At 33.5% G+C, this 13,808-nt stretch carries 8 protein-coding genes; 3 read left to right on the plus strand and 5 right to left on the minus strand.

The annotated features are described in order from the left end of the window. Nucleotides 1-2 precede the first annotated feature (2 nt). Nucleotides 3-2,291, minus strand: a complete 2,289-nt coding sequence (locus PL77_RS11730) for a transglycosylase domain-containing protein (RefSeq protein ID WP_052444339.1) — start codon at nt 2,289-2,291, stop codon at nt 3-5. 230 nt (nt 2,292-2,521) lie between these two features. Between PL77_RS11730 and PL77_RS11735 the strand changes: the two genes are divergently transcribed. Continuing rightward, a complete protein-coding gene (locus PL77_RS11735; RefSeq protein WP_044205183.1) occupies nt 2,522-3,106 on the plus strand; it encodes an NAD(P)H-dependent oxidoreductase in 585 nt (194 codons plus the stop codon). 100 nt (nt 3,107-3,206) lie between these two features. Here the strand turns inward: PL77_RS11735 and PL77_RS11740 are convergent, their stop codons facing one another. Next, nucleotides 3,207-4,451 carry an aminotransferase class I/II-fold pyridoxal phosphate-dependent enzyme gene (locus tag PL77_RS11740; protein WP_044205186.1) on the minus strand — a complete coding sequence of 415 codons (1,245 nt, stop codon included), beginning with the start codon at nt 4,449-4,451 and terminating at the stop codon, nt 3,207-3,209. Between the two features lie 315 nt (nt 4,452-4,766). Continuing rightward, nucleotides 4,767-9,032 carry a CHAT domain-containing protein gene (locus PL77_RS11745; RefSeq protein WP_082026501.1) on the minus strand — a complete coding sequence of 1,422 codons (4,266 nt, stop codon included), beginning with the start codon at nt 9,030-9,032 and terminating at the stop codon, nt 4,767-4,769. Between the two features lie 277 nt (nt 9,033-9,309). Here PL77_RS11745 and PL77_RS11750 point away from each other — a divergent pair, with 277 nt between their 5' ends. Next, nucleotides 9,310-10,020 (plus strand): NUDIX domain-containing protein, encoded by a 711-nt coding sequence (locus tag PL77_RS11750; protein ID WP_044205192.1) that lies wholly within the window; start codon nt 9,310-9,312, stop codon nt 10,018-10,020. 54 nt (nt 10,021-10,074) lie between these two features. Here the strand turns inward: PL77_RS11750 and PL77_RS11755 are convergent, their stop codons facing one another. Together PL77_RS11755 and PL77_RS11760 are read right to left on the minus strand one after the other, a co-directional pair. After that, complete coding sequence (locus PL77_RS11755; RefSeq protein ID WP_044205255.1) at nt 10,075-10,722, minus strand: vancomycin high temperature exclusion protein; 648 nt, start codon at nt 10,720-10,722, stop codon at nt 10,075-10,077. Nucleotides 10,723-10,851: 129 nt separating this feature from the next. Then, nucleotides 10,852-11,238, minus strand: coding sequence for a group III truncated hemoglobin (locus tag PL77_RS11760; protein ID WP_044205194.1), 387 nt, complete (start codon nt 11,236-11,238; stop codon nt 10,852-10,854). 392 nt (nt 11,239-11,630) lie between these two features. On the opposite strand from PL77_RS11760, the gene PL77_RS11765 reads away from it, so the two are divergent. Further along, nucleotides 11,631-13,568 (plus strand): tetratricopeptide repeat protein, encoded by a 1,938-nt coding sequence (locus PL77_RS11765; protein ID WP_044205196.1) that lies wholly within the window; start codon nt 11,631-11,633, stop codon nt 13,566-13,568. The last annotated feature ends 240 nt before the right edge of the window (nt 13,569-13,808 follow it).

Here is a 13,808-nt window from a genome sequence, read left to right on the forward strand (position 1 = left end):
TTTTACGCTGCTTTCCTCTTTTTCTTTCTTTCCTCTCTGCGTTTTTTACGTTGAGCTTTTCGGTCTTCCTTTTCTTCCTTCGTTTTCTTTTTGAAGATTTTATTAAAGAACATCTCAACATCAGTTCCTTCTTTAAAATCTTCACAATCAAATGCATCAGATAGGTAATTGGGAAGGGCAGGGAAGTAGATAAATAATTCTTTTGATAGTTTTTTATCTTTTTGAGTTTCTTGAAGTGTTATACCAGTAATAGGAAGAGCCAATTTACTTCCGCTACCATTTACTCCTGAATTAAAGTGAATTTGACTGGAGGAAGCACCCACTCTGGTTATCATTACTAGGTTGGGGTTAATGATCGCAAACCATGCATCACCGTAGTTTTGAGAAGTACCTGTTTTACCTCCGATAGGAAGTCGTACTTTATATTTACTTCGCATAGCAGCACCCGTTCCTTCATTAATAGCTTTCTGAAGAATAGCCGACATTAAGATGGAAGTTTCTTCACTTAAAACTCTTTCTGATTCTACATGATTAGCCTCATATATTTTTTTTCCATCTGTAGTTGTGATGCTTTTGATCCACCTCGGTTGTATTTTATAACCACCATTAGCAAAGGCAGCGTAAGCAATGGCTAATTCATAAATGCTGGCATCTACAGTTCCTAAAGATGTAGAAGGGTAATCTTTTAATTCTTCGCTGAATCCTAGCTTTACCCATAGCTCTCCCAAGCGGTCAAATCGGATGGATTGATAAAGATTGACGGTAGGAATATTAAGTGATTTTACTAATGAAGCAGAAAGTGTATACATACCACCAGATGTTTTGGAATAGTTTTCAGGCTTCCATCCCTCCTCATCTTCATCTATTTCATTTTTGAGATACTTACAAGGTGGTATCCCTTTTTCCATTGCAGCAGCGTAAAGAATGGGTTTAAAAGTAGAAGCAAGTTGCCTTTTGGCCATGATTTGATCATAGGGGTGTGTTCTAAAATCAATACCACCAACCCAAGCTTTGATAAAACCGTCATTGGGGTTAACTGCTAAGAATCCAGCATGAAGAAGTGAAAGTTCTTTTCGTATACTATCCTCCACACTTAAGTTTTCTACTTTTACCCCTTCCCAAGTAAAATACTCCCTTGATTTTTTGGCTTTAGGTTGTTCAAATTTTTGTGTAGCTGAAGTAACCAAACGTTCTAACTGTTTTTTACTAGCACCATTTGCATACTGTTTATCTAACAGTTTCTGCATTGTTGATAAATGTTCTTGAAAGGCAAGAAGGGCATTATATTGTAATTTTGCATTAAGTGATGTCTGAATGACCAAACCATCTTTTTCTAAATCAAAATCACTACCATTGACTTTATTATATTCCTCAACAATTTCTTTTGCCTTCTTTTTAACGTGTACTAAGAAGTAGTTTGAAATACCTTCATGCTCAATGTTGGCGTAGTCTAGTGCTAGAGGTAATACCTTCAAAGAATCATATTCAGTTTTTGAGAGAAGGTCGTATTTGACCATCTGATTCATTACAACATTTCTTCTTTTTTGAGCATTTTCAGGGTATAATCTCGGATTGTAAAATGTATTTGCCTTTAAGATACCAATAAGGACCGCACTTTCTTCTATCTTCAGATCAGAGACTTTTTTGTTGAAAAAGCGTTCAGAAGCAGCTTCAATTCCAAATAAGTCTTCACCAAAAGGAACCGTGTTTAAATACATTCTTAAAATGTCTTCTTTGCTGTAAAGTCTTTCTATTTGTTGGGCAATTTTTATCTCATTGGATTTATTGAAAAGCATAGAAAAAGGACCATAATCCTTTCTTCCATACATATTTTTCGCTAATTGCTGCGTAATAGTACTACCTCCTCCACTGCTTTTATCACCTAAGATGATACTCTTAAATAAAACCCTTAAAACACTTCTAGAGTCCACGCCTTCATGTTCAAAATATCGAGCGTCTTCAGTGGCTACTAGAGCATTAATAAGATGTTTAGGAAGGTCTTCAAATTGAACATTGGTTCTATTTTCTGCAAAGAATTTTCCAATAAGTATTTGATCTTCAGAATAGACTGTCGAAGCCTCTTCATTTTCATAACTTAATAGCTCCTCATCAGAATACCCAGTGCCAAAAGTTCCTGACAGGAAAAGAAGTATAAAGGAAACACCAATTAAACCCAGTCCGATGATAGAAAGGAAAATTGGTTTTTTATTTTTTAGAATATAAAAGTACAAGGCACGAAAGTTTTGATTGATGGTAGCAACCCACTTTTGTTTGTTGTTCGTAGTACTCATGAATGTATAATAAGCTAATATGATTTGTTGGGGAACAAGAAGTAAAAATAAGCGTTCATTTATTTAAATCTAAAATCTATAAGATTTCTTAACCTTTTGATTGTTAGAACTTTTATCAAAATCAGTGATAAACAAATCTAAATCTTCAATATTTGTTGAAACAAATTATTTGTTTTTACGTGTAATAATTTTTGTGTACGATATTGAAGTCGATAGAAAACAGAAAGAAAATGAAAAAGGTATTAGTCATTAACGGAGGACAAAAGTTTCTTCACTCTCAAGGTAGTTTGAATAGATCAATTGCGAATTTATCTATTGATTATTTTAAGAATAGGGAAGGTTTTGAAGTCAAATCTACTTTTGTGGATGAAGACTATGATGTCAATGAAGAAATTGAAAAATTCCTTTGGGCTGACGTTATTATTTATCATACACCAATTTGGTGGTTTTCTATTCCATTTGGATTCAAGCATTATCTTGATCAAGTATTGACGAATGGGCATAATAAGCTTTATGCTTCAGACGGAAGGTCAAGTAAGAGTCCAAAATTGAATTATGGTAGAGGAGGATTATTACAAGGTAAGCAATACATCCTAACTACTTCATGGAATGCACCAATTGAAGCCTTTGAGTTGGAAGGAGAACTATTTGAGGGAACAAGTGTCGATAATGGACCGATGTATGGGTTCCATAAAATGAATAGTTTTATTGGAATGGAAAAATTGGCCACTTATCATTTATACGACGTAATGAAAGACCCTCAGGTAGAATCAGATTTTGAAAAGTATACTAAACTTTTAGATGAAGTTTTATAAAATGTAGGGGTAGATAATTTGTCTACCCTTACTATATAAAAAAGCAAGGGCAACCTCAATACGAGATTGCCCTTGTTTTTTTATTACGATATGTGAGGGACTACTTCTTAGAAGCAGCAGCCAATTGCACACATACTGTAAGTACACGCATAGCCAACTTGATTTCACCCATTGAAGGTAAAGTTGGAGCGATACGAATATTTTCGTCCTTAGGATCGTTTTTGTAAGGGAAAGTAGCACCTGCTGCTGTTAACTTAACACCTGCTTCTGCTGCTAATTTCACTACTTCTTTTGCACATCCTTTAGGTACATCAAGGCTGATAAAGTAACCACCCTTTGGCACTGTCCAAGTAGCGATACCTTTACCACCTAACTCTTTTTCTAAGATTTCGATTACCGCATCAAATTTAGGAGCGATAATTTTAGCATGTTTCTTCATGTGCTTTTGCACGCCTTTGAAGTCCTTGAAGAAACGAGTATGTCTTAATTGGTTGATTTTGTCAGGACCAATAGTTGCCATTGATAAGTGACCTTTCATCCAATTGATGTTCTCAACTGAAGCACCCATACCTGCAACACCGGCACCAGCAAAAGAGATTTTAGAGAATGAACCGTAGATCAATACTCTATTTTCAGTTCCTTCTGCTTTACAAGCTTCCAAGATGTTTTCTAACTGATCTTGATCGCTTGATAAATGATGAACAGTATAAGCATTATCCCACATGATGCGGAAGTCTTTTGCTGCTGTTTTCATTTTTGCCAAACGCTTCACCGTTTTCTTAGAGCAAGTATATCCAGTAGGGTTAGAGTACTTAGGAACTACCCAAATACCTTTAATACTTTTGTCTTCTGCTACTAATTTTTCTACTACATCCATGTCCGGACCTTTTTCAGTCATCGGTACAGTAATCATTTCAATTCCGAAATGCTCACAAACAGAGTAGTGTCTGTCATATCCTGGAGACGGACATAAGAATTTTACTTTATCTAATTTTCCCCAAGCCTTTTTGCTCTCCGGGAAACCATGAGACATTGCTCTTGCAATAGTGTCATGCATTAAAGTAAGAGAAGAGTTTCCAGCTGCAATTACCTCATCTGTTGAAGAAACCTCTAAGAAATCTTTGAAGATGGCTTTCATTTCAGGAATACCATCAAGACCTCCATAGTTACGAGTGTCAGCACCCGCTAAAGTTTTGTAGTCCTTAGATGTTACTAAGTCCATCATTGGTAAAGATAAATCAAGTTGTTCTGTACCTGGTTTACCTCTTGTCATATCCAAAGCTAATCCTTGTGCTTTGTAATCTTGATATTTCTTTTGTAGTTCTTTTTTTGTTAGTGAAGCCATTGCCTACTGAAATTAAAGTATAATTACCTTTTTAACGTCATCAAAGCTATGAGATATTTTTTAATATTTAAATTATTAACATATATTTTTATCAAATGCATAATAGAATAATATGATAGTAACGAATATTGAAAAAGGCGTTTTATATATAACGGGTGTTGTTATAAAAATACTTATCGAAACACTTCTATAGATTTAAAACTAAATTGATTTTATGAAATTCATTGAAAGTTAACCGAATAGAAAATTCTTTAATGCATAAAAAAGGACACCTTATAGAAAGTGTCCTTCAAAAAATAGTTTTTTTATCTATGATTAGATCTTACCGATCATAATAAAGGCTCCCCAATATTTTGGCTCAGGGAATTCTTCTCTAAGTTGCTTCTTCGCCATTGAGAAAGCAATTCTTTTATCGTGTCCTTCTTTTAACCATAAGTGATAAAAAGAAGTCATCAACTTTTGAGTGGCTACATCGGATACTTCAAACAAACTCATAATGATGTTATCAGCACCAGCCACTAAGAAGGCTCTTTGTAAACCATAAACTCCTTCGCCGACTTTATTATCACCTTTACCAGTCTCACAAGCGGACAATACCACTAGTTCTGTATTATCAAAGTTCAAGTTCATGGCTTCATAAGCTGTTAGTACACCTTCTTCTTTATTGAAAGCATAAACATTGTCTGAGGCCATTAAGTCGCCAGCATTTGTAAGTAGTAAGCCAGATCTAAGTAAAGGATTGACTCCTTCTGCTTTTTTGAATAATGATTGAGATTCCGTACTGATGTCATCTAAGAAGAAACCGTGAGTAGCAATATGGAATACCCTTGGTGATTCTAATTCCTTGACTGCAGTTTCAGTTGCGGCTTTATTAAGGAAAACAGCATCAATGGTATTATCTTCTGTGGAAAGCAACTTGTCTAACTCTTGAATCTCTTTGTACGTACCTGGCAACTGAGTAATAGCTCTTGGTGTATACTCATTGTATTCTTCAGGTTTTAAATCTTTATAAAACACGGGATTACCAAATAGTGAGATATTTCTATTATCACTTCTGTCTTCGCTTTCATTCAGAATATCAAGAGTTGTAGAAGTTAATACAATATGACTATGATCAATGATATAGTCCCCTTTATCAATATCAACAGGGATAGATTCTAGGTTGATTTGATTATAAACGCCATCAGCCGAGAAGTAAACCGTTTTATCGTTACCAATAATATCATAAATTGGTTTCCAGAATGCAGCATACGATTCATCATCAGGGAAACCGAAAATTAAGTTGTTTTTATAGAAACCTAAGTTTTCTGTTTCTAACAAATTTCCATTAGGAATAATTTTAACGATAGGAGTAGTCTTTGTTTTTGGAGTAATGATTAATGCAGCATAATTCACCGTGTCAGTGTAGATATTGGAGAACTGATTGAATCGTATAATTTCAATAGCTACCTCATTTTCTGCTAAATTCTTTTGAATCGCTTTCCAACTTTGTTTTTTAGAACTTTGCTCAGAGAAAACACTAGACTTTTTTGATAATTCCTTCTCTAAAACATTGATATCTCTTTCTAAAGCTTTAACATTGATTCCCTCAGCTAGTTGCTGTTCATTGGTCAATGCAAAGGCTTTTGTAAGTGTTTCTTTCTTTTCAATCCATTCGTTGAATTCACGAATCAAAACAGAATCATTACTTTGGAGAATTTGATTACGCACTTTCACAGATGAACTTAACAAGAGAGGTTTTGTTTCCAATGCATAATTATACATATCAGACTTTAACTTCTTTTTCTTCGATGCGAAAGCCAAATTGTAATAGAAATCATAATCTAACTTGATAGACTGCCAGTATTTTGATTTTTCTTTTGAACTTAATACAGGAAAATACTTTTCAATAAATTCAGTATGCTCTTTCAAAGTAATTTTAGCATACTTTGTAGACTTACTGTAATTGCCATCACTATAATAAGCTTGAGCTCTTTTTAATGTACTTTTAATGTACATTGGGTGTCCTTTGTGGAATAATTTATTGTACGTCTTTTGTGCCTTTGTATAGTACTCTTGCGCTTTTTCGAAGCCATTCCTTCTCATTTCAAGGTCTCCTAAAAGAAGCTTGATTTCAGCAGAATTGGTATTATTCTCATTTTTTAATTTTTCAACCCAAATATCATTGGCTTCATTTAATAGATCTTCTGCTTCATCGTATTTACCTATCTCCATTTTGGCTAACGCATAGTTTTTCAACGCGAGTGCAAAAACAGGATTCTCTTTCCCTAGTTGAACAGCCACGATATCTACAGCATCCTTGAAAAGATACATTACATCGTTAGGGTCATATCCCATATATAAATCGATAAGTGCTAACTGCGTATAACCTTTTGCCACTTCAATATGTCTTTCTCCATACAAGCTTTTGGCAATGGCAAGAGCTTTTTGTGTAAGCTCTTGTGCTTTTTCGTAGTTACCCATTGCAACGGCAATTTCAGCCTGTACCTCAAGGGTTTCAATGGATTGTTTTGCTTCCTCACCAAAAGTGTTGTAACTAATAGTATACGCTTTTTGAGCAATAGAATCAGCTTCAATATATTCACCTTTTAGATAGGCCAATCGAGCTTTTTGTGTGTAAGGAACAATGAGCAATCGGCTATCCTCACCAAAAATATCTTTTCTATGATCAATTGATTTTTGGATGATATTTTCAGCTTGAGAGAAATATTCTTTCTGTAGATAAACAATAGCATGTACATCTGCGAATGAAGAAGAAGCGACCGTTCCAGGTGATTTTTTTGATAATCTATTCGCTTTAGAAAGGTTGTTAGTGGCTTCATTAAACTGACCGGTGATCACTTGAAAGCGTGCGGCAGTTTCTAATGCTCTAGCATGTGTAGCGTTTTGTGTACCCTTTCTGTAAGTGTGTTTTTCATAAAGCTGTAATAGCTCAGTGATTTCTTCATCTGCTTCTGTGTAATTTCCAAGATCTATGGCATAAGCTGCTGTACCTTGTAAACCTGCGGCATATTCTAGGTGATCTTTTCCATAATATTCACCATAAGCCTCTTTGATACTAGCACTTAATGAAGCGGCTTTTTCCGTTTCACCCATTAGTGAATAGTAGTTTGCTCTTTCTTTTTCAGCTTCAAGGCGTTTATAATGATGAGGGTTTAATCGTTCTTCAATCACCGGCAGATGTGTGTCGAATAAACTATTTGCTTTCTCAAACTCATTAGAATACATTGTTAGGTAAGTGGCCTGCTCAACCTTTGCAATATGGTATTGAAGGGATTCTTTGCCTAATATATTTTTGATTGCGGTGATATAAGCATCAAGTGAACTTCTAGCCAAACTTTGATCCTCTAAAGCCATCCCTAATTTATATCGTAATTCTAAAAGCAGCATGTACTCTTTATGATTTTTAGGGATGATTCCATCCTGAATATCTCTAGTCAACTCATTTGTAAGTCGAAGTGACTTGTTCAAATTACCCTTGAGAAAATCATCTTTGGCCGTCAAACGGTCAGATTTTGAGCGATTTATACTTTTTCTACCAAAGTATAATGTGGTATTTGTAAAGTATTCCCATTGTGTTTTATCTCCTTTATTACTGAAACGTTGCCATGCATAGTAGTCCACAAGATCTTCTTGAATTTGGAAAAATACTTTATGACTAATTCCAAGTACCCTTTCAGCTCTATAAATATTTTTTTCAAGCATTTTTTTAGGTACTAGAGGATCAATTTTGTTTTCTATATAATTAAGGGTTCTCTCATGATAGTTGAGGATATAACTCACATCATCTACCCTTAAGTTCTTCTTAATCCATTCTTCACTGATCATCAAAAGGCTATCAGCTCTAGTATAATCACCACTTAAACGGTACAATTGACCTTCCATCGTTAGACTAAAAGCATGGTCTCTTTTCAGACGGTTTTGCTCACGGTTGGTAAATTTCTTATTGATGATTCTGTTTCCTCTAAGCTCATAGACATCTTTGGAGGTACTGTTAGCAAATTCAAGACTTAACTTCTGGTATTCAGGGATAACCACCATAGCTGAATCATATTGCCCTCTTGCTAAATAAATACCGGAAAGTACAGTTTTTTCAAGCTTTTGATAATCAGTTGATTTGTCAGTAAAATAATGAGCTTTTGGATCACTTTCAATAATAGCCTTCGCTTCTAAATAAAGATTAGAAGCACTCACAATATCAGAATAATCTATATATAATTTACTTGCTAAAAGCAATGCATATGCTTGACCAAACTTCGCTCTTTTTCTTTTTTTAGCAAGAGAAATGAACGTAGAAACGGTTTCTTCAAATTCGTCGAGTTCAGAGAGAGAAAGTTGAAAACTTGCTCTTTGTGCTAGAACTTCGATAAGAGCCGAATCTCTTCCTCTAGCTTTTCTTGCTGCTTTATTGTTCCATATTAATGCTTTCTTATATTCGCCATCATCAGCATATTTTTGACTTACTCGAAGCAAATTGTCAATTTTTTTATTGACTTGATCAGCAAATGAGAGTTGTGTTGAAAAAAGCAATAATAGTACAGTCAGACAGTTTATGAAAAATTGAGATATTATATATTTCATAGTAGGCTATTTTGAAGTCCGTAGTATAATCTTTAGGAGTTAAAATGTTATTAAAATATAAATGTAAATAAAAATAAATAGATATTCACCGGTTATTGCTTATTATGTATGAGTTTGTCCCTTTTTGTTATCATTTTCGAATGAAAACTTTATATTTGTAATTCAATTTCAGATTTGGATTAAAAAGATAATGTATTCTTAATTTATTAGTTATACTTTATGGGAAGGAAAAGAAAAATTATAGTAAAATTCCAATCTTTAAAATAAGATTTAGAATATGAACGAATATTATCAGAGCGCATATAAACCTTTACTGGCCATAGATTGTGTAATTTTTGGATACGAGAAAGGCGAATTAAAAGTCTTATTGACGCGCCGTAAAGTAGATCCTTACAAAGGAGCTTGGGGTTTAGCAACCGGTTTCTTGCACTATGGAGAATCTTTACATTATGCTGCCGAACGTGTACTAAAAAAACAAACGGGTTTAGATAGAATTTTCATGGAGCAACTTAGTACTTTTGGTGAGGTTGACCGAGATCCAGAAGCACGAGTTATTTCATTAGTATATTATTCATTAATTAAAGTTGAATCACAAGATGAGGAAGCTTTAGAGAAGAATCAAGCACAGTGGTTCCCAATTACGGCCTTACCAAAATTGATGTTTGACCACGAAACAATGATTCAAATGTCTTGGGGTAAATTGAGAAGAAAATCAAGATACCAACCTATTGGATTTGAATTATTACCAGAGAAATTTACATTACCTGAGCTTCAGTCATTGTACGAAGCGATTCACCAAAAGCAATTTGATAAGCGTAACTTCAGAAAGAAGATCTTAGCAACAGGCTTATTAAAGAAATTAGACGAGAAACAAAAAGGTGTGTCTAAGAAAGGTGCGTACTACTATGTCTTCGAAGAAGGTAAGTATGATGAGCTTATTTCTCAAGGTTTCAACTTTGAATTAAAATCTATGGCATTTGGTTCATAGTCAAATTATAAAATTAGAAAGCATCAATTTCATTATGTAGAAATTGATGCTTTTTTATTCTATTACCTCTTCTTTCCCTAAGAATCGTGGTTGTGTATCAAAAATATAAAGGTCTAAGAACATCTTCGCTCTAGCAAGTACTTCTCTTAAATGTACGGTATAGCCTTTGTTTAAAGGTACATCATCAGCGGGATAGCCATAGGCTTCTATACCATGATGCCTAGCAATAAATATGGCTCTTTCAATATGAAATAGTTGTGAAATGACAATGTACTTATCTTGTTTAAATACTTTATTGGCTCTTATGACAGAGTCTAAGGTTCTTAAACCTGCATAGTCCATCACAATTTTTTTCTTATTGACCCCTTTTTTCTCCAATGCGATACGCATTACTTTTGGTTCATTATATTGTGTGGTTCTATTGTCACCACTGACTATAATAAACTCAACATCGTGTCCTCGAATTAATTCTGAAGCAGCATTGACTCTATTATAGAAAAATGGATTAGGAGCCCCGCTTCTTAAGTATTTGCTTGTTCCTAACATTAAGCCCGTTTTACAAGTGATAGCGGGAGTTTCTCTGTCTAAAATATACGGAGCACTTTTATGACTAACATAGGCATTCCAAGACAGTAATAAAGTAATCAACCCAATTGTGCCTACTACCACAAAAATAGAGGCATATAAAATCTTCTTCTTCATAGAGTACATTTCAGCCCAAATATACGGGATCAGAGGTGAAATAAAACGAAAAAAATGCAATTACTTTAGTAACATTTCTTATCCATTTTTGATTTATTTCTCCTCCTCGAAGTATTTTCATTTTAAGCATTAAGGGTTGTTGGGACGTGCATTAAAAATACGCATGAACAACATGTGGGACATATTTCTAGCTCTTGATTTTAATAAATCAGCTTTTTCTCCCCTGAATAACTCATCTATAGTATTGAACCAGAGTTGTAACCAAAACCCAAAGTGTTTTTGTTCTATCGTAGATTTTTGATCCACTTCTTGATGTGTTTTTACTGGGTTTCCTTTATATTTTGAAATAAAAAATAAGTTCGTTTCCCAAAAATCATACATTGTAGGAAGGTGGGTGTCCCAATCAATTTTTATATGTTCATCAAAGAAAGGACCGAGTTCACTATGTGCTCTTACTTTTGTATAAAAAGTATTGACAAGTAGAATCACATCTTCTCTGTTTTTAAGATCATTCATTTTTACTATTGTTTTATAAATCTTTTTGAATTGTATAGCTCAATGTAAATAGCTGATATATAGTATTTTTACTCCTTTGTGAGGTAATATTGAAGAAATCTTACATAAATACAGTACTTTTTGAAATTGAACAAAGGATAATTTTGATACTCGAAAAAAAAATGGAAAATTGAGTAATGGTTCTACTAAATAATTCTACTTTTTTGAAGACTGCTTCCTTCATTTAAATTTCAACAACAATGATAACAATGAATATTTTCTTATTCTCTAAAAAACGTTAATACTTTATTAATAACTCTAAACTATTATATCATAATCTTAAATTTATGTGTTTAATACAATAGACTATCTATGAAATAGAAGGTATTGTAAATTCTAACTAAGCATTATTTATGTCTATCAATAAATTAAAAGTTATTTTCCCATTCTTGATTCTAATCAGTACTACTGTTTCCGTAATTGCTCAAGACTATATGGATGAAGGGTATAAGAATGTCTTGAATGGACAAATTGATAAAGCTATTGACGCTTATACACAAGAAATCCAATTGAATTTATTGAATGACAATGCTTATTACGAGAGAGCAAAACTATACATTCATAAAGGAGAGTTAGACAGTGCGGTACGAGATGTGAAAATGGGCTTGACCATAGATGCTGTTAAACCTGTTGGTTATTCCCTAATGGGTTATATCTATCTCAACAAAGAAGAGTACCAAAAGGCTGAGAAAGAATTTACTACTGCTATAGAACAAGATTCCTTGTTTGTCACTGCATATGTTTTTAGAGCAGAGACTTATGTCAATACATACCAATACAATAAAGCAATTCGAGATTATACAAAGGTGATTGATTTATCACCTTCGTCAGCAATGTATTATCAGAGAAGGGGTCATACATTCATGAAGATGAAAAAGTACAAAGAGGCACTTTCTGATTTTAATCATACCATTGCTTTAGATCCTAGAATAATTGATGCTTATATTTTTAAAGCAGAGATTAACACTATGCAAAATGAGTTTAATGAGGCATTGTCAACAGTTGAACAAGGGCTTTTGATCGATCAAAATAACATTAAACTTTTAAGCTTGAAAGGAGATTGTTTATCCAATTCGATACAATTTTCAGATGCATTAAAAGCCTATAACCAAGCATTGTTATATAATCCTCAATATGCCTATGCTTATTGTAGAAGAGGAGAGCTGTATGCAAGACTAGAAAAAAATAAAGAAGCTATTAATGACTTTAATAATGCTATAAAGTGGGCACCATCTTATGGTTTTGCCTATTATAAAAGAGGGATGTTGTTGACAAAATCAAGAAAGTACCTAGAGGCATTAAGTGATTATGACAGTGCTTTAAAATATTTTCCCACTTATTATAATGCATTAGTGGAGAAAGGAAAGACGGAGTTAGCATTAGGTAGACTAGATGACAGTATGACTTCTCTTTACAAAGCCATTGAAATAGATCCTTCTAAAGCTTATACTTATGTTTTGATGGGAAATGCTTATTTGGGTAAAAAAGAATATACTCAGGCAAAAGACTTTTTCTCTGAAGCGATATCTCATTCTACAAATTATGGATATGCATATATGCAACGCGGTTTTGCTTATAAACTTTCGGAAGAACTTGATTCTGCATTGACGGATCTAGATATGGCAGTAAGTTTAATGAAGAATAATTCAAAAGTATATTCTTATTTGGGCGATGTTTACTCATTAAAAGGCAACTTAGAAGAGGCACTAGCAAATTATACAAAAGCATTAGACATTACACCACAGTTTTCTTATGTGATTCATCAAAGGGCATGGACATCCATCAAATTAAAAGATTATGAAAATGCTTTAGAAGATTTTACTTTACTTCACAACCTTGGTAAATCCAAGTATGTAGACCTTTATGGAGAGGGAGTTGCTTTGATGGAATTAGGGGATTTAACGAAGAGTAATGAAATATTGGAAAGTGCGGTGCAAAAATATCCAGATTACTCCTCTGCTAGAATATTGCTAGGCTACAATTATGCATTACTTGGTGATAATGATTTAGCAGAAGATCAAATTGATGATGTATTAAAATTGGATGCTAGTGCAGAAGAAGTGAGTGGTGTTAGAGGCATTATCGCTTTCAATAATAAAAATTACAAAAAGGCATTAAAATATTTGAATTCGGCATTGAAGAAGAATCCAAAGGATAAGAAATTATACTATTACCGTTCTCTCACTTTTACGAAGTTGGGAAAGGCAAAGAAAGCTTTAGATGATAAGTCGAAGGCAGTTGCGTTAGGGTATAAAAGTAGTTTGGTGCCTATAGGTTCTGAATTAAAATAAAAAAAATAGAGCATGTGAATTCATGCTCTATTTTTTTTAGGTACTAAGTCAAAAATAAATCATAGTTAATTCTAATTTATTTTTTATGAGTACAACGCTAAAAAACGTATGAATAGATGTTCTATTGAAAGTTTTTTGAAGGAAGTAATTGCAAAACAATAAATAGAATTAGTATTAAATAATTTTGTATTAGCACACTAGAAAATTATTGTAAAACCTTTGTCTTTTAACATGTAATCA

Source organism: Flammeovirga sp. OC4 (genome assembly GCF_000812565.1).
Taxonomy (GTDB): domain Bacteria; phylum Bacteroidota; class Bacteroidia; order Cytophagales; family Flammeovirgaceae; genus Flammeovirga.

Coding starts and splice junctions, on each gene's coding strand:
- PL77_RS11730 (WP_052444339.1), bottom strand. CDS start 2,291: ATGAGTACTACGAACAACAAACAAAAGTGGGTTGCTACCATCAATCAA.
- PL77_RS11735 (WP_044205183.1), top strand. CDS start 2,522: ATGAAAAAGGTATTAGTCATTAACGGAGGACAAAAGTTTCTTCACTCT.
- PL77_RS11740 (WP_044205186.1), bottom strand. CDS start 4,451: ATGGCTTCACTAACAAAAAAAGAACTACAAAAGAAATATCAAGATTAC.
- PL77_RS11745 (WP_082026501.1), bottom strand. CDS start 9,032: ATGAAATATATAATATCTCAATTTTTCATAAACTGTCTGACTGTACTA.
- PL77_RS11750 (WP_044205192.1), top strand. CDS start 9,310: ATGAACGAATATTATCAGAGCGCATATAAACCTTTACTGGCCATAGAT.
- PL77_RS11755 (WP_044205255.1), bottom strand. CDS start 10,722: ATGAAGAAGAAGATTTTATATGCCTCTATTTTTGTGGTAGTAGGCACA.
- PL77_RS11760 (WP_044205194.1), bottom strand. CDS start 11,238: ATGAATGATCTTAAAAACAGAGAAGATGTGATTCTACTTGTCAATACT.
- PL77_RS11765 (WP_044205196.1), top strand. CDS start 11,631: ATGTCTATCAATAAATTAAAAGTTATTTTCCCATTCTTGATTCTAATC.